Source organism: Acinetobacter ursingii DSM 16037 = CIP 107286, from assembly GCF_000368825.1.
Lineage (GTDB): Bacteria > Pseudomonadota > Gammaproteobacteria > Pseudomonadales > Moraxellaceae > Acinetobacter > Acinetobacter ursingii.
On sequence record NZ_KB849717.1, the window covers coordinates 1,214,666 to 1,237,546 of the forward strand.

The window sequence follows — 22,881 nt, forward strand, 5'->3', positions numbered from 1 at the left end:
GCGTTTAAAATATATCGGTTCTACTTGTTGTTTCTGCTTGCCTGATTTGTGCTTTATACTCAAATCCAATTGTATTGCTCATATTTTTGGATTCATTCGATGGAGTTAAGACATCTTCGATACTTTGTCACTGTTGCTGAAGAATTAAATTTTAGCAAAGCAGCGCTAAAACTGTATACCGCTCAACCCTCGTTAAGCCAACAGATTAAAGATTTAGAAGAATATGTCGGTGTTCAATTATTCAATCGAACCAAACGTAAAGTTGAGCTAACCGAGGAAGGCGCGGCTTTTTTAGAGCAAGCTCGTTTAACTTTGATGCAAGCCGATAAAGCAGTCGCCACAGCAAGACAAATTGCAAAAACAAAACAGCAACGCTTACGCATTGGTTTTGTAGCAACAGCCGAGGTACACATTTTTCCGCAAGTACTGCCACAATTACGTATTCAACACCCCAAACTGATCACTGAGTTCACTTATCTGGATGAACAACAGAATATTCAAGCCCTGATGCAAAATCAGCTCGACATTGCCTTTACGCATCAAAATCTCAATACCGAGACCATTTGCAGTCAAAAAATATTCGATGAAGTTCTAATTTTTGTCTTGCCAAAGAATCATCCATTCGCCAAAGAAAAAGTGATTCCTTCACATGCCTTGGGCTATCTGGATTTTGTATTACCTAGTGCAGAACAATTTCCCAGCTTATATGCACTCATTTGCGAATTTATCCAGCAGCATGATTTTACTCTACATACTCAGGAAATGACTGATGTTTTGATCAAAATCAATCAGCTAAAACACCAGAATTGGTGCACGATTTTACCTGCATATGCAAAGAACATGTTCAGTTCTGATCTTGTGATTGCGACATTGGCGATTGATTTGCCAAAGTTACCCTTATTTATCAATTTTAATTCGCAGCAGACGTCAAACCATACAAAAATATTACTCGAACAGCTATCAAAAGTATTTTGTTCTGAGTAAATCCTGACTAAAGTAAATGATCAGGGCTGCATGATCGATGAATATCACAGGCACAGTCGCCACATCAGTTCTGCGAAATCAATAAACCTAACACTCAAATAAATTAAAACGATTTTTTCAGGAGAAACCTGAGCATGTTATCTGTATTACATGGGTTGAAAACTGGATTACAGGGGCTGAAAAGCGGTATTTATAATCGTCCCCACTTTTTTATTTCGTTATGCATTGGCGTCGTGATTGCCTTAGTGTTAACGTTCAGCACAACTTGGCATTGGTCAACAATCATTTTGTTGAGCTGGAATATTTCTGTCGGCATATATCTCATTCATGCCAAAAAAATGATGTGGCAGGCAGATCATTCTGCCATGCAATCTCAAGCTCAAAAACAGGATGAAAGTAAATGGGTGATCATGCTTTTGGTCATTCTGGCGCTATTGATGTGTCTTATTGCGATTGTCATGCAACTCTCCTCGATCACTAAAAATACGCCTTTTCAATATTGGCACTTGGGTTTATCCATATTAACCATTATTTCGGCATGGCTATTTATGCATACTGCATTTGCTTTGCACTATGCCCATGATTTTTATATGGCGCGTTCTGATGGCAAAGATGACGGTTTAGATTTCCCCAAAACTCAAGATCCGATGTATCCAGATTTCGTTTATTTTAGTTATATCATTGGTACGTCAGCTCAAACCGCTGATGTGTCGATTACCTCCCGCCCCATGCGGCTACTCAATATTTTCCATGCCATGTTGGCCTTTGGCTTTAATACGACCATTTTAGCCATTTGTATTAATATCGCGGCCAGTTTTATATCGGGTTAATAGACGAGTCTAAAACTAGCGCTGGAAAAAATGATTTGAATGTTATGCGTCTATGTTTATTTGAATCAATTGATTCAAATAATGATGTAATCCCGCAATGTCATCAACAATGGTTAAGGGCTGATATTGTTGAAGCACGGTTATATCATGCACGCCATAGCTCACCCCTATACGCGGCATGTCGATATTCATCGCCATTTCAAGATCATAACTACTATCTCCGACCATAATCGCATGTTGAACATCTACGCCTGTAATCGCCAAAATCTCTTCAAGCATTAAGGGATGCGGTTTAGACATAGTTTCACTGGCTGCGCGGGTAATATCAAAGAGCTCATGACTCTGGGTCTGGCTGAGAACACGATCTAACCCACGACGACTTTTACCCGTGGCAACCGCCAGCTTCATGCCCTGATCTCTTAAATCCTGCAAAAGCTCGGCTACACCGTCAAACCAAGCATCATGCTTAGAATTTTGCACATAATGCTCGCCATAACTGACCAAGATATCCTGTTGCAAATGTGGAACTTGCGGAAACAAGGTTTGCATCACCTCAGGCAAACCCAGACCAATAATGCTTTGAGCAGCTTCGTCTGTTAAAGGCTGTTCATATTTTGCTGCGGCAAATTTGAGGCTTTCCACAATTTGCCCCACTGAATTAAATAGTGTGCCATCCCAGTCAAAGATAATCAGTTCTGGTCGATTCATTTTTGCGCTCTCAACTGTGCCACGACACTTTGAATATCTTCAGGCAATGGTGCTTCAATCACAGGATAATCAGGAATTTCCAGACGCATGGCATGTAAACACAAACGTCGCGCTTCTGGGCCCGTGTAAATCGTTTGATGCCCGTATTTATCATCACCCACCAATGGATGACCAATACTCAAACCATGTACCCGAATCTGATGGGTACGCCCAGACAAAGGCGAAGCATAAACCAAAGTGGCTTCCTTAAAGCGCTCTGCAATCACCCATTCGGTTTTACTCGGCTTGCCCTCTTTAGTCACACGGACACGGCGCTCGCCATTGGCCAGTTCATAACGTAACAATGGTGCATCGATCAGCTGCTTATCCAGACTGACCTGACCTTTCACTAAGGCGGCGTAAGTCTTACGAATTTTATGCTCGCGTAATAGATCCTGTAGATGTTTTAAAGTACTGCGTTTTTTACTAATCATGACCAACCCAGAGGTATCTCGGTCAATCCGATGAATCAGTTCCAGATACTTTTTACCTGTTGCGGCACGCATTGCCTCAATCAAACCGTATGCGACACCACTCCCGCCATGCACCGCGATTCCCGCTGGTTTATTCACAACCAATAAGCCTTCATCTTCATAGACCACACGCTTTAATAAGCTTTGTGCCACTTGATCACTCACAGGCGCAGCAGTTTCATCTTTTGGTTCATAACGAATCGGAGCCACACGAATTTGATCACCAATATTAAGCTTGCTTTCTGCCTTAATGCGTTTTTTATTGACCCGCACTTGTCCTTCACGAATCAGCCGATAAATTCGACTTTTCGGCACTCCTTTTAATCGGCTAAATAAAAAATTATCAATACGCTGCCCGGCTTGATGCTCGTCCACGTCAAACCAAGTGACACTTTGCCATTGCTGTGTAGAATTCATACAGTATTTGAAACCCGATTATTTATTAAATTTGAGTGAAAAATAACCACTTAGACAGTTGATTTCACAAGAAACATCTATTTAGCCCATAGGCAGATGCTGCAAGGTTTGATATAGTCAGCGCACGGATACCGCCGTAAGTGAACAAAAACGAAAAATATTTCAATGTTTATGAAATTGATTTTCGTTCAAGATTTCATCAAAATCTCGGAAAGGTCCCAAAAGAATATGCCGACGCCGAAGGCTTATTATATCGGCAAAATGACAAACTGTTGCGTTTAATTATGCTTTTGCATATGCAGTTTGTTGAAAAATATATGTCGCCAACCGTTAATGTTGGTTATTAAACGTAAACTGATGCACATCAGACACGTTGCGTCATCATGACCTTTCAGGCTCAAGCGTTGATGCATTGGAACTGCCGAGCACCGATACGATGATCATTCCGTATCAAGACTTTACAAGATAAGTCTTCAAGCTCCGTGACAGTGAAAGTCATCATCCAATGCACCGCTCACTCGCCAGTGAAAAGTCAGGACTCGCCGTTAATCGAAACGGGATGAATACGCGACTGCTGACATCATCACCAGCATCATTCACCGAAGCTACACGTGAGATCAGGGAATTTAGCAGCCAGAGCAAAAAACTTTTGTGATCTGGGTTAAATAAGATGCATGATGACTGCCGACAGTTGTCCGCTTTATCGATGTTCGCATTTTGTCTGAGTGAGTCACTATTAGGTGTCACACCCATGAAACGTATGTTGATTAATGCAACCCATGCTGAAGAAGTACGCGTTGCACTTATCACTGGTAATCGTCTTTACGATTTTGACTTAGAAAATCGTACCCGCGAACAAAAAAAATCTAACATCTACAAAGGTCATGTGACTCGCGTAGAGCCTTCTCTAGAAGCCGTATTTGTTGAATATGGTGCGCAGCGTCAGGGCTTTTTGTCCATGCGCGAAATCGCCAATACTTACTTTAAGGCTGACCCACGTCAAACTTCAAATATCCGCGAACTGATTACCGAAGGTACTGAGCTTTTGGTACAAGTGGAAAAAGAAGAGCGCGGCAATAAAGGTGCTGCGCTTTCCACCTTTATTTCACTTGCAGGTCGTTATCTGGTCCTCATGCCAAATAATCCTAAAGGTGGCGGTATTAGCCGTCAAATTTCGGGTTCAGTTCGTGAAGAATTGAAAGAAATGTTGGCATCACTCAATATTCCTCGCGGAATGAGCGTGATTGTACGTACTGCGGGGATTGGTCGTTCACAAGAAGAATTACAGCTTGACCTGCAACATTTGCTCGACTTATGGAATCAAATCCAAAACACAGCAAACTCGGGTCCATCTCCGATGTTGGTACATCAAGAAGCTGGCGTAGTGACTCGCGCGATTCGTGATTACTTGCGTGATGATGTCTCTGAAATCCTGATTGATAGCGAACAGGCCTATAACGAAGCTTATAACTTTGTAAAAGCAGTGATGCCGCGTCAATTAGACAAGCTAAAAACCTATACATTAAATGAGCCTTTGTTTGCTCACTTTGGTATTGAAAGTCAAATTCAAACCGCTTATGAACGTGAAGTGAAGCTTCCATCTGGTGGTTCAATTGTGATTGACCAGACTGAAGCATTGGTTTCAATTGATATTAACTCGGCTAAATCAACGCGTGGTCATGATGTTGAAGAAACTGCACTGAATACCAACCTTGAAGCAGCTGAAGAAATTGCACGTCAATTGCGTTTGCGTGATATTGGTGGTTTGGTAGTGATCGATTTCATCGACATGACCAAAGACCGCAACCAGCGTATGGTCGAAGCCAAATTGCGTGAAGCAACCCAAAGTGATCGTGCACGTATCCAGTTTGGTCAGCTTTCACGTTTTGGCTTGATGGAAATGAGCCGCCAGCGTTTACGTCCATCTTTAGAAGAAGCCACAGGTTATGTCTGCCCGCGTTGTCATGGTACAGGCATGGTGCGTGATCTACGTTCTTTATCACTTTCGATTATGCGTAAAGTGGAAGAAATTGCACTACGTGAACGCCATGGTGAAGTACAGGTTGAAGTTCCTGTTGAAATTGCAGCATTTTTGCTGAATGAAAAACGTCATAGTCTGGTGTATTTAGAACAAACTTCAGGTGTTCGTGTCACCGTGTTGCCACACCCTCACTTGGAAACACCTCACTACGAAATTCAGTATAATCCTGAAGGTTTTGCACCTTCTAGCTATGAGCGTACTGAAGCGACACGTTCAAGTGAAAAGGAACTTGGCTACGAGTCATCTGAATGGCATTTAGAAGAAGCAGATCATAGTCATGCTGCTGTACCTGTTCAGTCTGAGCAAAATAAACGTAAAGCTACGGCTCAAACACCTGCGCCAGCAGCACAAACCGCGGTTGCTCCTAAAGCCGCAAGCCCATGCGCATGGTTAGAGAATCTATTTGTACAAAAACAGGCTCAAACCGTTGATCAGTCACGCTCTGCCCAAAATGCAGCATCAGCGATTGAGCAAATGGTGAATGGTGGTGCAGTCAGTCGTGGTCAATTTGGTCAGGTCAACGTTGCTAGTGTGACCGAAACTGTCACTGTTGCAGCATCTGGCAACAATGCGTATATGTCTCAAACGCCTGTAGCTAAACAGGAAGCACGTGACAATACCACTGAACGTGACGAGAAAAATAATCGTCCAAATAACAACAAAAAGCGTAAACACAAAGATCAGCGCGAACGTACCGAGCGTGAACAACCACAACAACGTGAGCCAAATCAAGAGCAACAACCGGCTCAAGTTCATGAAGAAGTGGTCCAACTGTCACGCCATGAGCAACGTGAACTCAAACGTCAGCAAAAGCGTCAGCAGCCACAAGAACAAAACCACTCGCAAAATCAGGCGCAAACTGAAGTACATGCAGAAGAAGCCGTACCACGTCGTGACCGTAACAATCAGCAACGTCCAAATCGCCCACATCGCAACCGTGACCAAAGTGTATTAGACAATGCCCATCAAACGACCAATAAACCTGTAGCCAATGATGCAAAACAGGTCACAGTCGATGTGGTTGATGCGCCACGTAATGAAATGATGACGACAGCACTGGTGATTAATGTCGATCAAGCGCAAAGCGAAATTGTGGCATTGAATCCACAAGTTGAACCACAGGAATCACCAAAACAGGCTGAAAATCCTGTTGCAAATCCAGTTGAAGAAGTCGTTGTAACTGAAGCTCAACTTTCTGAAGCAGCGACTAAATCCACTGAAGTTGCGACCGAGCAAACTCGCTCACAAGTGAAACGTGCTAGCAATGATCCGCGTATGCGTCGTCGTCAGCAACGTGAAGCACAGCAATCTAAAGTAGCAGCACCAAAAGTACAGCCATCACAAATTCCTGAGCTGGCCAACTATACGTTGGGTAGTCTCATTCGCCATATCTATGGTGAAGACTGTACCGTACTGATCGAACAGTTTGGACTTGTGCCAACGTTTAATCGGGCTTTGATCAAGTTTACTGAGCAATATGCCAGTTCACAGGTCGCAGAAGCAAAAACGGTTGAGGAAGACAAAAAACCTGTAACACGTGATGCACAACTTCCAAGCAAGAAAGCGCTTGAAGAAAGTGAAGCAGCGGAGGTGTTACCATTAACGCCACCAGAAACGCCTGCAACGCGTGTAGCCAATGACCCTCGTGAACGTCGTCGTTTAGCGAAACTTGCGGCAGAACAAGCGCATGAGCAAGCCAAACAAGCTCAAGCTGTGCCAAAAGCTGAAACGGGGAATGAACAAGGTGCAGAAATCGAAGCCGTTGCCTCTGAAACCGTAGCGAGTGCAACTGAAGCTCCTGAAACTGTCGTATTGCCTGAGCAATCGCTTGAAACAGCAACTCCTGTTTCTAAGCAAAAAGCGACAGCACCGACAGAAACCGCACAGCCTGAAGTAAAAGCTGAATTAGAAAAAGTTTCGACCGCAGCTCAAACTGAACCTGTGCAAGCTGAATTAAATGAAGTAACTGCTTCAGAGCAAGCATCAGAAGTGAAAGCCAATGATGAAACAACTGAAAAATCAGCCACTCAAGAGACTGCTGCTGATGCGGATAAACCAAGTCGTCCGCGTCGTCCACGTGGTCGTCCGCCGAAAAAGGCCAGCACAACTACGGAATAATTTGCACAATTGCATGTAAGTTATGAAAGCCTAGTCATTTCGGTGACTAGGTTTTTTTTGATACTTTATGTCAGATTAGGTTGATTGCACTAGTGCAAAACCTTTAAAACAACTTCTGCGTCATTTTAATGTCTACGTCGTCGTAGCCCGTAGTCATAAAACTGTATTGGATAGATCGAAAAATAATAGGATGTATATGAGCCAGACTGCACAACCCGATATCATTACGCTTGCTAATGTTGCTTCACGCCTCCCTGCTTTTTTGCCCAAAGTGCCGCACATTCTTGCAGGTCTTAAGCAAGCCTATTTGCGTACATCATCTACACCAGCAGGTTTGGGTATTGCCTTTGAAAAAGCAGTCAAACGTAATCCTCAAGGTGATGCTTTATTATTTGAAGATGAGCGCTACAGCTATCAAGATTTAAATGAATGGGCCAACCAGATTGCACACTATTATCTTTCGATAGGTGCGCGTAAGGGTGATGTTATTGCGGTGATGCTGGAAAATCGTTCCGAGCTGATCGCAACAGTTATTGGTCTGGCTAAAATTGGTGTCACCAGTGCATTGGTCAATACCTCTCAAACAGGTAAGGTACTCACGCATAGTATCAATCTGGTCAATCCAATTGCGCTGATTTTGGGCGAGGAAGTTCAATCCTGTATTGATGACATTCGTGCCGATATCAAACTTGCTGAAGATCGCTTTCATTGGTTTGCAGATCAGGCCACACGTCAAAATGTGGGTTCTGCTCCAGCTGGTTATGTCAATCTGGCAGAAAAAATTGATCATTTTGCAAAATTCAATCCAGCGACCACCCATACTGTTCAGGGTAAGGATGGATTGTTTTATATCTATACCTCAGGCACTACAGGATTACCTAAAGCGGTGATTTTCACCCATAGTCGCTGGACACTGGCGTATGGAACTTATGGGCATATCCTTGATTTAAAACCTGATGATGTCATGTATGTTACCCTACCGCTTTACCATGCAACGGGTATTGTGGTGTGTTGGTGTGGCGTGATTGCGGGGAGTGCTACGCTTGCTATTCGTCGTAAATATTCGACCAGTGCCTTCTGGAAAGATGTACAAAAATTTAATGCCTCTGCGATTGGCTATGTAGGCGAGCTGTGCCGCTATCTTATGGATGCACCACCCTCAGAAATTGACCGTGCCCATCGTGTGACGAAAATGATTGGTAATGGCATGCGTCCTAATATCTGGGACAAATTCAAACAACGTTTTGGGGTAAAAGAAGTCTTAGAGCTCTATGCGTCGAGTGAAGGCAATGTCGGTTTTAGCAATATTTTCAACTTTGACAATACTGTTGGCTTCTCTCCGACTCCTTATGCAATTGTGCAATATGACAAAGAAAAAGGGGAAGTCATTCGCGATCAAAAAGGTCACTGTATCAAAGTTGAAACAGGCGATGTTGGACTGCTCATTGGTAAAATTACTCGTCGCTCACCCTTCGATGGTTACACCGATCCTGAGAAAAATAAGTCTGTGATCTTAAAAGATGTGTTTAAAAAAGGTGACTCTTACTTTAATACTGGGGACTTGGTCCGTGACATTGGCTTTCGCCATGCACAGTTTGTCGATCGTCTGGGTGATACTTTCCGCTGGAAAGGTGAAAACGTATCGACCACTGAAGTTGAAAATATGATTTGCGACTATGACAAAATCGCAGAAGCAGTGGTCTATGGTGTTGAAATTCCAAATACCAATGGTCGAGCAGGTATGGCGGCTATCACACTGAGCGATGGCGCAGAATTAAATGAGCAGGATTTGACCGAAATGGTCAATCAGTTCAAAAAGAATTTGCCAGCCTATGCTATCCCTGTATTTTTACGTGTTCAAGCAGTGGTAGAAACCACTGGAACCTTTAAATATCAGAAAAATAAACTCAAGGAACAGGCATTTGATCCGAGTCAAACCGATGAGCGTTTACTGGTACTGTTACCAAATGCAGAAGCCTATTGTGATGTAACTGCTGAGATTTTTGAGAACATTCAGGCGTATAAATACCGTTTCTAGCATATTTTTTGACTAAACAAGAGAAAATCGTGCTTTTTATAAACAGTTATTCGATTGTTTTTCAATTTTCTCTTGTGTTAGTTGAAGATCTTGCTAAAATACGCTCCATCAAAACGATACAGTGTTAGAAAGTTTACTTTCCTCTGAATCCAGTCGAGTTTGAACAATTTTTGAAATTAATTTTTCTTTTTGCGTTCGGGTAAATCCTTAAAGCAATATTTTAAGTTTACTTATCCTCACTCAGGGTCGTTAGCTCAGTTGGTAGAGCAGCGGACTTTTAATCCGTTGGTCCCGCGTTCGAGTCGCGGACGACCCACCAGATTCTAAAAAGCCTCAACACATCATGTTGAGGCTTTTTTTATGGATACTTTATTTTTCAGCATGAATATTTCATGACATTCAATACGATCTAAAATCTAAATATTCGATTAATTTTATAAAAAATACCTGTTTTTACGATTTAAATAAATGCGTTATCTTGGTTCTCACATTAAGAGCTTTCTCATACCATTAAGAGGATCAAGACAATGAGTTTAATCAATACTGAAATCAAACCCTTTCAAGCTACTGCTTACCAAAATGGTCAATTTATTGATATTTCTGACGCTGATCTAAAAGGAAAATGGTCTGTAGTATTTTTCTATCCTGCTGACTTTACCTTTGTGTGCCCCACTGAACTTGAAGACCTTGCCGATCAATATGCAGAATTTCAGAAGCTAGGTGTTGAGATCTATTCTGTTTCTACAGATACTCACTTCACGCATAAAGCATGGCATGATACATCAGATGCGATTGGTAAAATCCAGTACGCCATGATTGGCGATCCGACTTGGACCATTTCTAAAAACTTTGAAGTTTTAATCGAAGCTGAAGGTCTGGCTGATCGAGGAACCTTTGTAATTGATCCAGAAGGTAAAATCCAAATCGTAGAGATCAATGCAGGGGGTATTGGTCGTGATGCTCAGGAATTACTACGCAAAGTCAAAGCAGCCGTTTATGTCTATAATCACCCGGGTGAAGTCTGCCCTGCCAAGTGGAAAGAAGGTGATGCAACGCTTGCGCCATCCATTGATCTGGTGGGTAAAATCTAAACCTGAGCCATCACATCACTGAATAGAGCTCGATCATTTTGTAGACCACGTCCTAACATGGAGGTGGTCTTGTTTTAAGACTCTAAGCAACACTGCTGCTTCAACACAGGAATCAGCCAACTCATAAACACATCCAGACGACGAGGTATATACTGACGATTAGGATACAGCACATTTAAAGGTAAGGCAGGACAAGTGTAATCACTTAAAATTTCTATCAATCTGCCCTGTTCCAGATCCTGACGCACATCATAATAAGGAATTTGAATAATTCCGAGTCCAGAACGTGCTGCCTGAATATAAGCCTCAGTATTATTGACACTTAATTGAGCCATTAATTTGACCCGCTCTTGCCCGTAAAAGAAGACACCCTGTTGCTCGCCTACGCCACTCGGGTAATTAATCATAATATGATTTTGTAAATCCTCTAATGTTTGCGGAACACCACAGCGCTGTAAATAAGTTGGACTGGCACAATTCACCATTGCTAACAACCCGACAGACTTGGCAATCAGACTGCTATTTTCAAGTGCTCCGACACGCACCACACAATCAACTTCTTGTTCGACCAGATTGGTTAAATGATCTGAACTATGCAGTTGAATTTTGATATCAGGATATTGTTGAAAAAAATCAGACAATGCAGGCACCACGATTTGATGCGAAATACGGCCCGGCATATCCACTTTTAAAATCCCCTGATAATCCTGATGATGAGTCTGAATCATCTGTCCAAGCAGTTGATAATCCATGAGAAGATTTTGACAATCGGGCAAAATTCGTTTTCCATCCTGAGTCAGACTCACCCGTCGTGTGGTTCGTTGAAATAATCGGACTTTGTAAAATGACTCCAAACTTTGAATGGCTGAAGTCACCGTAGATCGGGGTAAGTCCAACCGTAATGCCGCTTCACTAAAACTTTCTCTTTTGGCAACTTCTACAAAGATTTCAAATTGCTGTAAACGATCCATCTGATTGTTCGTGATTTCTGAATAGTGAAACTAAATTAGCATAATTGATGGTTACATGATTCAGAACTAGACTAATAAACATCCAAAAATAGTTCCATTAAAAGGAAAGAACATCATGGCGGCACAAACGTTAAAAGATAAAGTGGTTTTAATTACAGGCGGTGCGAAAAATTTAGGCGGACTAATCTCGCGTAAATTTGCAGAACAAGGAGCCAAACTGGCCATTCATTACAACAGTGAATCGAGCAAAGCTGATGCAGAAAAAACCTTGGCTGAGGTGAAAGCTTTAGGTATCGATGCAATTCTGCTACAAGCAGATCTCAGTTCAATTGATCGGATTGAAGAACTTTTTGTCAAAACTAAACAACATTTTGGTGGAATAGATATTGCCATTAATACTGTAGGCCGAGTTCTTAAAAAACCGATTGTGGATACCACCGAAGCTGAATTCGATTCGATGAGCGACATCAACTCCAAAATTGCCTATTTCTTTATTCAATCGGCAGGTCGTCATCTCAATGATGGTGGCAAAATTTGTACCATTGTGACCTCATTACTCGCAGCATATACAGGGCTTTATTCGACGTATGAGGGCTTAAAAGCACCAGTTGAACATTATACTCGCGCTGCATCTAAAGAGTTTGGTGAACGCGGTATTTCAGTGACTGCGGTGGCACCGGGTCCCATGGATACACCATTTTTCTATGGTCAGGAAGCACCAGAAGCCGTGGCTTATCATAAATCGGCTTCTGCGCTTGGCGGGCTTACCAAAATTGAAGATATCGAACCTTTAGTACGTTTTCTGGTGACAGAAGGCTGGTGGATTACAGGTCAAACGATTTTTGCCAACGGTGGTTATACCACACGTTAATCAAACTATCTTTTATAGGCTGAGGGCCCTCTTTCCTCAGCTTTTTTTTATGGTTGTAGAGCGATGCGATTCTGTTGATTATGCACAACGTTAAAATGATAAGTAGTTTGCAACATATTCAATGTTCTGGATAAGTCCTGAGTAGAATACGCACCAGAAACCAGAATTTTTTCCAGACTAGGGTCAATATCAATTTGTTGTTGATGATAGCGGGATAACTCAGTGATAAATTGTTTTAACGACATACTATGTACCACCAAAAGCTGCTGTCGCCAGAGTAGTGGCATATCACTATAATTTTCGTGATAGATCTGTTGTGCATCAAATCTCACGGTATGCTGTGCAGCAATATCCTGATAATCGGTAGCATAACGTGGTTGGGTACGTACAATACCCTGTTTGACGATCAGTTCAGTCTGGGTTGTTAAATGGCGCACATTAAACACCGTTCCCAGTGCCAATAAATCTCCATCTGCGGTATGTACCGTAAATGGTCGCTGCTGAATATCCTGATGTGTTTCAATATAAATTTCACCACGAGCAAGCTCAATACGGCGTTGATTGGCATTGTATTTCACACGAATCTTACTCTGACTATTTAGCCAAACTTGGCTGCCATCAGCCAAACTGAGCTGTTGCTGCTCTCCTATTTGCGTCTTATAAATATCAACCGAGTCAAAACAGAATAGATCAGGTGCATAGTCTTGTTGACGAATTCCCTGCACCGCATAAAGCGCAATGCATAGCGCAAACAAAATGAGGCTAAATTTAGTCGCAAATTGTGGTTTTGACTTGAGTTGCTGCATGGTTTGAGCCATGACCGTCTTGGGAACTAGACCTAATTTTTCATCAAACATGATGACATTTGCCCAGACCTCTTGATGCAATACGTCAGCAGCTAGCCATTGATCAAAGCATGTTTTTTGCTTTGCATCCAAAGCCTGTTCCTGCATCTGCATATACCATTCAGCAGCTTCACGATAGGCACGCTGTCTAGCACGATCTATTTTAGTCTTTAAAGGGATATTCATATAACAGCCAAAATATTAAAACTGGCATCATTCCATCGCCATAAAGCAAGCTGCCATGGCATGGGTTAAATCACGCTTAATCGTTGAAATTGAGATATCAAGTTGTTGTGCAATTTGGGCATAATTTAAACCCTGTAATTGTGACAGCATAAACACCTGCTTCTGCCGTTCTGGTAGTGCGTCGATAATGTCACATAACTCACATAAGGTTTCGATCCATAACATCTGCTCTTCTAGAGAAATGCTATGTTCAGGATAAGCGTCGGCTAAAGCACTCAAATAGGCTTGTTCAATTTTTTTGCGTCGATACAAATTAAACATCAAGCTTTTGGCGATAGTCGTCAGTAACGCCCGAGGCTCATAATAATAATAGTCAGCGTAACGGCTCATAATTTTGACAAAAGTATCCTGAGTCAAATCGGCTGCATCACAGTGATTACTCATTTTTTTACACAGCCAAGCATATAACCATGATTGATGTTCGCGATATAAACCATCAATGTGTTGATTGACTTGTTGTTTTGTCAAAATCTGATCGGAAAGCATCTTGCTAAACCAAAGAGAAAATAATAATAATTATCGATACTATGTGACGTTTTGTAAATAACTTAATCTTTATAATTTTTAAAACTATAAATTTCATAAAGTTAATCAAAATAAAAAAATAAATAACGAATCTATGAGCTGTTTTTGATTCTCAGGTGATAAGGCTATAAGCAGAACATCTTTTGATCACAGACAATTTTTATGGGGAATCTTCATGTCAGCAGTATCTACTACACTTTTTCGATTTAAAAGTCCTTTAACCATCGCCATCCATTCGATCATGCTAGGCACCTTATTCAGTAGTTTTTCAACAATCTCTTTAGCCGCAGAAACAACCCCTGTTTTATCTAAGACTCAGTCTGTTCAAATTCGCGCAGGGAATCTAGATCAAGCTCTGGCACTATTTGCAGGCCAAACCAATTCAGAACTTTCTTATGATCCAATATTGGTCGCAGGTAAAAAGACACAAGGCTTAAATGGTCAATATACATTTGAACAAGGGATTACCCAATTATTAAAAGGAACTGGCTTAACTTTAGTGAAGCGTCAGGATGGTACGTGGGGCATCATTAATTCAAAAACTCAACCGCGTGAAGTGGGTCAGTTACAGTCGATTCATTCAACTGCAACACAGCAAGGTCAGAGATCTAATTCTGCACAGCTTCCACTGATAACAGTGACAGCAGACAATCCAACTTATACCTCACGTAAATCCACCAGTGCGACCAAGCTCAATCTGTCCCAGAAAGAAACGCCTCAATCTATTTCAGTCATTACCAGTCAACAGATACAAGACCAACATCTGACCTCGCTTGAAGATGTCATGGATCAAACGCCAGGTATTTCAGCCTTCAAACAAGGACAACGCGCCGCAGGCTATCGTACCTTTAGTGCTCGTGGTTTTTCCATTTCAAACTATTTACGCGATGGTATTCCCACGTCTTATGGGGCAACTTATGGCAAGGATATTGCCGCATTAGAAAATTCGGCAATCTATGAAAAAATTGAAGTCATTCGTGGTTCAACAGGATTAACCACTGGCTCAGGAAATCCAGCCGCCAGTATTAATTTAGTCCGGAAAAGACCAACTGATGATCTAAAAGGCTCTGTCCAAGTTTCAGCAGGGTTGTGGAACAATTATAGCAGCACAGTAGACGTATCAGGCCCACTGGATCAATCAGGTGATCTTAAAGGAAGAATGGTCATGTCCGCTCAGGAGGGAGACAACTGGCAAGATCGCTATGATTTTTCCGACAAACTCATATATGGTGCATTGGATTATGATGTCAGCGATAAAACGGTACTGACCAGTGCGTTAACTTATGAAAAAACACGTGCCAATGACGCAACAGCACAAGGTTTCCCTTTTTATACCCGAACCCAGACGGGTGTAATTAATTCAGTACAGACCATCTTTGACCGAAAGGATAATCCTGCAACAGATTTCGCCTATTCAGATACGGAACGTCTAAATATACTGGCAGGTGTCGAACACCAGTTTAATGACAACTGGAAAGGCGTTGCAAATTATAGCTACTCTGACTCGGAAATGGATCGTGTGGTGGGTGTGGCAGGTTCAACTTTCTTTGATCCAGACAAGGATCGAATGTCTATTGTCTATGGTCGTATTTATACTGCCCCTAAAGTCCATTCTTTAGACTTGTATACAACAGGGAAATTTACAGCATTCGACCATGAACATACGCTTTCATTTGGTGTAAATGGCTACACCCTCACAGATAAAAACTTATTTAAACTGGCTCGTAATGGCGTTGCATCCATTTCAAACTGGAATGGACAACCGATTAGTTACGGAGATATTCCATCCAAAGACTTGGCAACTGATGTTGACTCGAAACAACTGGGTATTTTTGGCGCGGCAAATCTGCAACTACTTGACCCGCTAAAATTAGTTTTAGGTAGCCGTTTGAGTTATTGGGAGCGTGACAATGGCCCAGAGAACAAACAAAAAGAAAATGGCGTGTTCACCCCTTATGCAGGTTTAATCTACGACATTAATCATTATCTATCTGCGTATGCCAGTTATACTTCGATTTTTAACCCATCATCACGCAAAGATATTGACAATAATTACCTCGATCCAGAACAAGGAAATACCTCTGAATTCGGTTTAAAATCTGAATTTTACGATGGTCTACTGAATACCAGTCTGGCTTATTTTATCTCAAAAATGGATACCTCGGTGGTTGGTGGTACTCAAGCAGATGGCTCGACCTATTATGTTCAAGCCAACGACACGAAAACCAAAGGCTGGGAATTGACCGTTGCAGGTGAAATCCTACCAAACTGGAATATTCAGGCAGGCTATACTTATACGGATGCCAAAGACAATAATGGTATTCGCTTAAATGCAGCAGAAATTCCTAAACAATTATTCAAATTATTTACCAGTTATAAAATTAATCAATTGACTGTCGGTGCTGGTGTGAATTGGCAAAGTGAAATATACAGTCAAGTTGCAAATCTAAAACCTTTGCAGCTACAGGAAGATCGACAAAAATCGTATGCACTGGTGAATGCGATGGCAAAATATCAAATTAATAAAGATATGGACGTTCGTATCAATTTGACCAATCTATTTGATAAAGAATATAAACAAAGCGTTTATAACGTCTATGGCGATCCAAGAAACTTTACCGCAACATTCACCTATAAATTCTAAATAATCAAAATGAGAGCACCCCCAATCAGAATGAATTTCACTGATTTTGGGGCGCTCTTTATTTTCAGGATCTGTGTTTTTTATTGCAAGATTACAAAAAAGCATCAAGTACCGAGTTTAAGAACAAATGTCCCTGTTCCGTACAGGCAATACGTTCAGAATCAGCGACAAGTAATTTTTTCTGACGCAAACCATTTAGGGCAGGTTCTATTTCAGACAGGGATAAACCTGTGCGCTGTTCATAAAAATAGGTTGGCACACCCTCATTTAGACGTAACGCGTTCATCATAAATTCAAATGGCAATTCATCTACCTCAATCCGTTTCCATTGACCATGTTCAGCGGGTACTTTGGCGAGATAATCCTTAGGCAATCGGGTTTTTTGAAAACGATAAATGCCGTCAGATTGAGTCACTTTACCGTGCGCTCCTGCCCCGATCGCCAGATAATCGCCAAATTGCCAGTAATTTAAATTATGGGCAGACGGTCGCTCTTTACGCCATGCCGAAACCTCATAATTGATAAAGCCCTGTGCTTTTAAATATTGCTCGCCTTGTAATTGAATCTGTTCAAGGGTTTCATCCTGTGGCAAGACAGGTTGTGTTCTGAAAAATACGGTATTCGGTTCAATCGTGAGTTGATACCAACTGATATGCGTTGCGCCATGTTCAGTTGCAATCTTTAAATCAAGTAATGCCTGCTCTAAAGTTTGCTCAGGTAAGCCATGCATTAAATCAACATTAACACGCTCAAAACCTGCCTGTTTTGCCAGTTGAATCGCCTCAATCGCATTGGCAGAACTATGAATACGTCCCAATCGTTGTAAATGCTCCTGATTGAAACTTTGCACCCCAATTGACAAGCGATTAATCCCAGATTTTAAATAATCAGCAAAAGGATCATGTTCCACTGTTCCCGGATTAGCTTCCAAGGTAATTTCACAGCCTTGTTCAAACTCAAGCAAAGATCGTAATTGTGTAAATAACCATTGATAACCTTGTGCCGAAATCAGCGAAGGCGTTCCTCCACCGATGAACACACTGTGAATTTTACGTCCTTGAGCAAAATCAAGCTGTGTTTGAAAATCAGCCACTAATGCCTTTAAGTATTGTTGTTCAAGTTCCAATGACAATGCACCGTTGGGTACAGCATGCGAATTGAAGTCACAGTAAGGACATTTACGCACACACCACGGCATATGAATATATAAAGAAAGTGGAATTTGGGTAGGATCAAGTAAACCAGTCAAGAACAACGCTCAGGCAATACAACTGCATTAGTGTAACATGACTACCGCAATTCGTTGTGCCGAAGCGCGTTGAATTGCTTTAGACTGAAGTGAAATGAAGAATAATGACATGGAAAAACAATGCTCAAAATTAGTTCACAGTTGCTATTCTTTTTACCTCTAGCGCTAGGGATTGGCGTTGCGATGGCGATTCAAACGGCATTAAACACGCAGTTACGTAGTTATCTACATTCACCTTTACAAGCTGCTTTTTTATCTTTTTTAGTCGGTACAATTTTATTGGCGCTGATGGTTTTATTACAAAATCAGCCTAAACCTTCATTGCAACAACTCAGCCAAATCCCATGGTTTTTGTGGCTTGGTGGTTTTTTAGGGGTTTATGCGATTAGCCTGAGCATTTATACTGCACCCAAATTGGGTTTTCTCACATTATCTGGATTGATTATTTTTGGCCAACTGGCAATGTCATTATTGTTAGATCATTTTGGCTGGCTCGGGACAGAGAAAATGCCTGTCAATTGGCAACGCCTACTTGGGGCGATCATCATTTTCGTTGGAGTCTTGTTGACCTTACAACGATAATTTTCTTTTATAGATGAGTATTTTTTGTGTCAAATGTCGCGGGTTTCCGCTTTGAATTAAAACAATTGTTTCACTTAATGTGGCCGATTCTGATCACACAATTTGCCCAAGCAGGACTTGGTCTTATTGATACGATTATGGCAGGACATTTGTCTGCCAATGACTTAGCAGCCATTGCTGTAGGTGTCGGTTTATGGATGCCTGTCATGCTGCTGTTTAGTGCAATCATGATTGCCACCACACCATTAGTTGCAGAAGCCAAAGGGGCAAGAACGCCAGAAAATATTCCTGTGATTGTCAGGCAATCTTTGTGGGTCGCGTTTATTCTGGGCGTAATCGCCATGCTGATTTTACAGATCATGCCATTTTTGTTGCCATTACTCGGTGTGCCAGAAAGCTTGCAAGCGAAAGCAGGATTATTTTTACATGCCATTGGTTTTGGTATGCCTGCGGTAACCATGTATGCCGCATTACGCGGTTATTCTGAAGCTTTAGGTTATCCGCGCCCTGTGACGGTCATTAGCTTATTGGCGCTCGTAGTGTTGATTCCACTCAATTATCTGTTTATGTATGGAATCGGTCCTATTCCACACTTAGGGAGTGCAGGCTGTGGTTTTGCAACCGCAACGCTACAGTGGCTGATGTTTATAACTTTGGCCAATTATATTTATCGCGCCAAAGCTTATCGATCTACTCAAGTGTTTTCACATTGGGAAAAAATCAATCCTGTTTTAGTGAAACGAATTTTAAAACTGGGGCTTCCTATTGGATTGGCTGTATTTTTTGAAGTCAGTATTTTTAGTACAGGTGCAATTGTTTTAAGTCCACTCGGCGATACGCTGGTTGCTGCACATCAAATCGCGATGTCAGTCACCTCACAACTCTTTATGATCCCAATGTCACTCGCAATTGCACTGACCATTCGGGTGGGGATGTATTATGGGGAAAAAAACTGGGTAGCCATGCGTCATGTACAAAAACTGGGTTTAGCAACTGCGACTTTTTTTGCGATTTGCACCATGAGTTTAATATGGTTTGCCCGTCCACAAATTGTGGCCATTTATACTCAGGATCCTGCGGTATTTAACGTGGCTTTATATTTGTTATTGTTTGCAATGGCATATCAATTGATGGATGCATGGCAAGTAGGTGCGGCAGGCTGTCTGCGTGGCATGCAAGATACCAAAGGCCCGATGTGGATTACGTTGATTGCTTATTGGGTGATTGCATTTCCAGTCGGGATTTATCTGGCACGGGTTGCAAAGATGGGGCCTGCTGGAGTTTGGCTCGGACTTATTATTGGTCTCAGCATTGCTTGCGTTCTACTTTTGGCGCGGTTGTATAGCAATAATCGTAAACTTGCGGCACAACCATAGACTTGTTTCATCAGTCCCTTTTTCTTTTCCCTATATGAGAAAAATAAACAGGGTTTGAACAATGATGAAAGAAATCTGATCATCCAATATGTTTGATTTAAAAGAAAATGCCAATCGGATTTGATTGGCATTTTTATTACCTATTTTTTTATCAGGCTGACTTGGCTTTCGGACTGGCACCAATTTGCCAGACAAAAGGAAGTTCGGTTTGATTCACGATCCAGTCACCAATGACTTTTTCTTTATAAATAAGTGGATTATGTGAAGACACCGTTCGAGCATTACGCCAGAAACGATCGAGTTGCTTGGCTGTACTACTCGCAGAGGCACTGAGCGCGTTAAACAATTTAGTCGTAAGCTCTAGAACTAAATCAGCAATGACCACTTGCCCTTGTGCAGACTCCAATTCAGCATCAATGTTGGCCAGACGTTCTTTTTCATCAGATTCGGCAAAATGACTGAGATAAGCCCGTTGTAATGCTTCGGCTGTAGCTTGCGTAATTGCCTCACTAGCATAAGCCTGTGCAGATGCTTTTCCAATCACTTGTAGTACTTGTGGATCGTGTCGTGCCAGATCAGTATTGGCATGACTAAAAATACGTTTACGCTCACGAACTTCCTGACTAAAGGTGTCTACCGCAGCCTGAGCAATCCCCGACAACGTTGCCAGATGCACCACCTGATAAAAAGCGGTTTGATATTTAAAACGCTGATCAAAGGGAATAATATGTGCAGCAGGCAGTTCTACTTGTTCCAAACGGAGTGTTCCACTTCCTGTGGTTTTTTGACCGAAGCCATCCCAATCATCATCAACCTGAACCCCTGAAGCATGCCGATCAATCGCGGCAATCACATGCTGCTGACTGACTTCATCGTAGGCAAATAAATCGATCCAGTCTGCAAAAATACTGCCAGTTGAATAGTATTTTTCTCCATTGACCAGCAACTTACCTGTTGCTTCATCTTGCGTAATTCTCGTATTTACATCGCCAATCTGGACAGAACCCACTTCTGTCCATGCATTGCCAAAAATATCACCCGATACAAACCGTTCAAACCAGTCATTTTGTGGCTGCGTGCTATGTGCAACTAAACGATCTTCTACAAAAGCAAAGTGGCCACGTAATGCCTGTACGATATTAGAATCGGCTTGAGCTAATTCAGTCAATAATTGAAATAGCTGTGGCAATGACACACCTGCCCCGCCATAGGCAACAGGAACACGTAATGCACCGAAACCCGCCTGTTTTAACCATTGAATTTGCTCATAAGGCAACTGACGGCGTTGTTCACGTTCTAAGGCACCTGCTTCAATTTTGTTAAAAATAGGGCGGTACTTTGCAGCGACCGCCTCATAATCTGCGCCCAAAGAAAGCTGATCTTTAATTTGCTCAAACTGACTCATCTTTTTATCCTCATTTTGTTTTTTGTTATAGACTTCTTTCATAAGTCCCTTTTTTTCTGCCTATAGGAGAAAAATAAAGAAGAGGTAAATAATAATGAAAGAAGTCCTATATTCAAGTCCTTAACTCCACGCATGACGCGGAGGCTGAACACCATTAAGGTAGTAATTTCCAACAATGTGATATTTCCAGCGCACAGGATCATGTAACGTATGGGTACGTGCATTGCGCCAATGTCGATCCAGATTGAGCTCAGACAAAGTTGAGCGCGTGCCTGACAATTCAAATAGCTTATTCGCTGCGAGTATTGCCACTTCAGTGGTCAACACTTTTGCTTCTGCAACCAGTAAAGTCGCCTGAGAAACATGCTGTTCTGTCGGCTCATCAATCGCCAGATCAATCTGGTCGGCAGCCAAATCCAATACCGCTTCTGCTGCACGAAGTTTAATTTTTAAGTCACCAATACTGGCAATGGTATAGGGATCATCGGTCGCACGTTCCAAACCTGAATCAATCCACGGACGACTGTATTTTTTTACGTATTGAATGGTTTCTTCAATCGCACCACGCGCAATCCCAGCGTCTACCGCCGCCTGTATGAACTGGGAAATTGCGCCTGCTGCGGTCGGTCGTTCAAAGGCTTGATAAATCGGAACGACATATTCCTCACGTACAGGAACTTTTTTCAATTCAACACTACCACTGGCAGTGGTACGTTGCCCAAATCCAGACCAGTCATTAATAACATTCACCCCTTCGGTTTCACGTGGGACTAAAGCAGCAAAGGGCTGACCTGATTCATTAATCGCTACAATCGGAATCCAGTGCGCTAACAATGCGCCTGTGGCAAAAAACTTTTGTCCATTGATTTCATATCCTGATGCGGTTTTATGAATCGTGGTGGTCAAATCTGCGACCGTTTTACTGCCTTTTTCTGAAAAAGCATTACCAAAACGAATACCTTTGAGCACCAGATCAAAGAAAAAACGTTGCTGCTCCAAGCTGGCATCCAGACGTAAATGCTCTAAAAATGCCCAGTGGTTTTGTGGTAATTGTCCCAGTGAAGAATCGACACTAGAAATGGTTTTGACCACTTCCGCCAAAGTACGATATTTAACTTGTGCGCCACCAAAGGCTTTAGGAATGGTAATTCCCCATAAACCACTTTGTGAATATTGCTGAATTTCATTAATAGGCAAACGGCGTTCTTGATCACGCAGGGAAGCTTCTTTGGCAAATTCGTGAGCCAATTGCTTGGCAACCTGAATTGCTTCGGCATCGTTTTGAATAATATGTGCATTTTGTGGTTGTTCAAACACCTGTAATGGCACAGAATTTGCTCGATGAGCATAAGAAGTATGGGAAGAAACCGCTGTATTTAGTTGGCTCATAGTGGAAAATCTCTTCAGTGTTTTTTAGGCTATGCAAAT

Annotated in this window: 17 protein-coding genes and 1 tRNA gene; 10 read left to right on the top strand and 8 right to left on the bottom strand. The window is 41.9% G+C overall.

What is annotated here, in order from left to right:
• The first annotated feature begins 99 nt into the window (after nt 1-99).
• Both F944_RS13230 and F944_RS13235 read left to right on the top strand, forming a co-directional pair.
• Nucleotides 100-984 (top strand): LysR family transcriptional regulator, encoded by an 885-nt coding sequence (locus F944_RS13230; RefSeq protein ID WP_004991472.1) that lies wholly within the window; start codon nt 100-102, stop codon nt 982-984.
• Nucleotides 985-1,118: 134 nt separating this feature from the next.
• Nucleotides 1,119-1,814 (top strand): DUF1345 domain-containing protein, encoded by a 696-nt coding sequence (locus tag F944_RS13235; protein WP_004991474.1) that lies wholly within the window; start codon nt 1,119-1,121, stop codon nt 1,812-1,814.
• 42 nt (nt 1,815-1,856) lie between these two features.
• Here F944_RS13235 and F944_RS13240 read toward each other — a convergent pair whose 3' ends face one another.
• Together F944_RS13240 and F944_RS13245 are read right to left on the bottom strand one after the other, a co-directional pair.
• Nucleotides 1,857-2,522 (bottom strand): HAD-IA family hydrolase, encoded by a 666-nt coding sequence (locus F944_RS13240; protein WP_004991477.1) that lies wholly within the window; start codon nt 2,520-2,522, stop codon nt 1,857-1,859.
• On the bottom strand, nt 2,519-3,451 hold the full coding sequence (locus F944_RS13245; protein ID WP_004991479.1) for an RluA family pseudouridine synthase: 933 nt from the start codon (nt 3,449-3,451) through the stop codon (nt 2,519-2,521). The genes F944_RS13240 and F944_RS13245 overlap by 4 nt, the downstream gene beginning before the upstream one ends.
• Before the next feature lie 751 nt (nt 3,452-4,202).
• Here F944_RS13245 and F944_RS13260 point away from each other — a divergent pair.
• From F944_RS13260 to ahpC, 4 genes are all read left to right on the top strand, one after another.
• Nucleotides 4,203-7,610, top strand: coding sequence for an Rne/Rng family ribonuclease (locus tag F944_RS13260; RefSeq protein ID WP_004991482.1), 3,408 nt, complete (start codon nt 4,203-4,205; stop codon nt 7,608-7,610).
• A gap of 196 nt (nt 7,611-7,806) precedes the next feature.
• Nucleotides 7,807-9,648, top strand: a complete 1,842-nt coding sequence (locus tag F944_RS13265) for a long-chain-acyl-CoA synthetase (protein ID WP_004991484.1) — start codon at nt 7,807-7,809, stop codon at nt 9,646-9,648.
• A 243-nt stretch (nt 9,649-9,891) separates the two neighbouring features.
• Nucleotides 9,892-9,967 (top strand) — tRNA-Lys (locus tag F944_RS13270).
• Nucleotides 9,968-10,175: 208 nt separating this feature from the next.
• Nucleotides 10,176-10,739 carry an alkyl hydroperoxide reductase subunit C gene (gene ahpC / locus F944_RS13275; RefSeq protein ID WP_004991486.1) on the top strand — a complete coding sequence of 188 codons (564 nt, stop codon included), beginning with the start codon at nt 10,176-10,178 and terminating at the stop codon, nt 10,737-10,739.
• Nucleotides 10,740-10,813: 74 nt separating this feature from the next.
• Here ahpC and F944_RS13280 read toward each other — a convergent pair whose 3' ends face one another.
• A complete protein-coding gene (locus tag F944_RS13280; RefSeq protein ID WP_004991487.1) occupies nt 10,814-11,710 on the bottom strand; it encodes a LysR family transcriptional regulator in 897 nt (298 codons plus the stop codon).
• Between the two features lie 115 nt (nt 11,711-11,825).
• Between F944_RS13280 and F944_RS13285 the strand changes: the two genes are divergently transcribed.
• Entirely contained in the window at nt 11,826-12,581 is a 756-nt protein-coding gene (locus F944_RS13285; protein ID WP_004991488.1) for an SDR family oxidoreductase, read from the top strand.
• A gap of 47 nt (nt 12,582-12,628) precedes the next feature.
• Here F944_RS13285 and F944_RS13290 read toward each other — a convergent pair whose 3' ends face one another.
• On the bottom strand, nt 12,629-13,612 hold the full coding sequence (locus tag F944_RS13290; RefSeq protein ID WP_004991489.1) for a FecR family protein: 984 nt from the start codon (nt 13,610-13,612) through the stop codon (nt 12,629-12,631).
• 27 nt (nt 13,613-13,639) lie between these two features.
• On the bottom strand, nt 13,640-14,158 hold the full coding sequence (locus F944_RS13295) for a sigma-70 family RNA polymerase sigma factor (protein ID WP_004991490.1): 519 nt from the start codon (nt 14,156-14,158) through the stop codon (nt 13,640-13,642).
• A gap of 214 nt (nt 14,159-14,372) precedes the next feature.
• On the opposite strand from F944_RS13295, the gene F944_RS13300 reads away from it, so the two are divergent.
• On the top strand, nt 14,373-16,841 hold the full coding sequence (locus tag F944_RS13300) for a TonB-dependent siderophore receptor (RefSeq protein WP_004991491.1): 2,469 nt from the start codon (nt 14,373-14,375) through the stop codon (nt 16,839-16,841).
• 91 nt (nt 16,842-16,932) lie between these two features.
• Here the strand turns inward: F944_RS13300 and hemW are convergent, their stop codons facing one another.
• Nucleotides 16,933-18,090, bottom strand: coding sequence for a radical SAM family heme chaperone HemW (gene hemW, locus F944_RS13305; protein WP_004991492.1), 1,158 nt, complete (start codon nt 18,088-18,090; stop codon nt 16,933-16,935).
• Nucleotides 18,091-18,210: 120 nt separating this feature from the next.
• Between hemW and F944_RS13310 the strand changes: the two genes are divergently transcribed.
• Together F944_RS13310 and F944_RS13315 are read left to right on the top strand one after the other, a co-directional pair.
• Nucleotides 18,211-18,672, top strand: coding sequence for a DMT family transporter (locus F944_RS13310; RefSeq protein ID WP_004991493.1), 462 nt, complete (start codon nt 18,211-18,213; stop codon nt 18,670-18,672).
• Between the two features lie 26 nt (nt 18,673-18,698).
• On the top strand, nt 18,699-20,048 hold the full coding sequence (locus F944_RS13315) for an MATE family efflux transporter (RefSeq protein WP_004991494.1): 1,350 nt from the start codon (nt 18,699-18,701) through the stop codon (nt 20,046-20,048).
• 151 nt (nt 20,049-20,199) lie between these two features.
• Here F944_RS13315 and F944_RS13320 read toward each other — a convergent pair whose 3' ends face one another.
• Complete coding sequence (locus F944_RS13320) at nt 20,200-21,453, bottom strand: acyl-CoA dehydrogenase family protein (RefSeq protein ID WP_026039853.1); 1,254 nt, start codon at nt 21,451-21,453, stop codon at nt 20,200-20,202.
• A gap of 120 nt (nt 21,454-21,573) precedes the next feature.
• A complete protein-coding gene (locus F944_RS13325; RefSeq protein ID WP_004991499.1) occupies nt 21,574-22,842 on the bottom strand; it encodes an SfnB family sulfur acquisition oxidoreductase in 1,269 nt (422 codons plus the stop codon).
• Nucleotides 22,843-22,881 lie beyond the last annotated feature (39 nt).

Coding starts and splice junctions, on each gene's coding strand:
- F944_RS13230 (WP_004991472.1), top strand. CDS start 100: ATGGAGTTAAGACATCTTCGATACTTTGTCACTGTTGCTGAAGAATTA.
- F944_RS13235 (WP_004991474.1), top strand. CDS start 1,119: ATGTTATCTGTATTACATGGGTTGAAAACTGGATTACAGGGGCTGAAA.
- F944_RS13240 (WP_004991477.1), bottom strand. CDS start 2,522: ATGAATCGACCAGAACTGATTATCTTTGACTGGGATGGCACACTATTT.
- F944_RS13245 (WP_004991479.1), bottom strand. CDS start 3,451: ATGAATTCTACACAGCAATGGCAAAGTGTCACTTGGTTTGACGTGGAC.
- F944_RS13260 (WP_004991482.1), top strand. CDS start 4,203: ATGAAACGTATGTTGATTAATGCAACCCATGCTGAAGAAGTACGCGTT.
- F944_RS13265 (WP_004991484.1), top strand. CDS start 7,807: ATGAGCCAGACTGCACAACCCGATATCATTACGCTTGCTAATGTTGCT.
- ahpC (WP_004991486.1), top strand. CDS start 10,176: ATGAGTTTAATCAATACTGAAATCAAACCCTTTCAAGCTACTGCTTAC.
- F944_RS13280 (WP_004991487.1), bottom strand. CDS start 11,710: ATGGATCGTTTACAGCAATTTGAAATCTTTGTAGAAGTTGCCAAAAGA.
- F944_RS13285 (WP_004991488.1), top strand. CDS start 11,826: ATGGCGGCACAAACGTTAAAAGATAAAGTGGTTTTAATTACAGGCGGT.
- F944_RS13290 (WP_004991489.1), bottom strand. CDS start 13,612: ATGAATATCCCTTTAAAGACTAAAATAGATCGTGCTAGACAGCGTGCC.
- F944_RS13295 (WP_004991490.1), bottom strand. CDS start 14,158: ATGCTTTCCGATCAGATTTTGACAAAACAACAAGTCAATCAACACATT.
- F944_RS13300 (WP_004991491.1), top strand. CDS start 14,373: ATGTCAGCAGTATCTACTACACTTTTTCGATTTAAAAGTCCTTTAACC.
- F944_RS13310 (WP_004991493.1), top strand. CDS start 18,211: ATGCTCAAAATTAGTTCACAGTTGCTATTCTTTTTACCTCTAGCGCTA.
- F944_RS13320 (WP_026039853.1), bottom strand. CDS start 21,453: ATGAGTCAGTTTGAGCAAATTAAAGATCAGCTTTCTTTGGGCGCAGAT.
- F944_RS13325 (WP_004991499.1), bottom strand. CDS start 22,842: ATGAGCCAACTAAATACAGCGGTTTCTTCCCATACTTCTTATGCTCAT.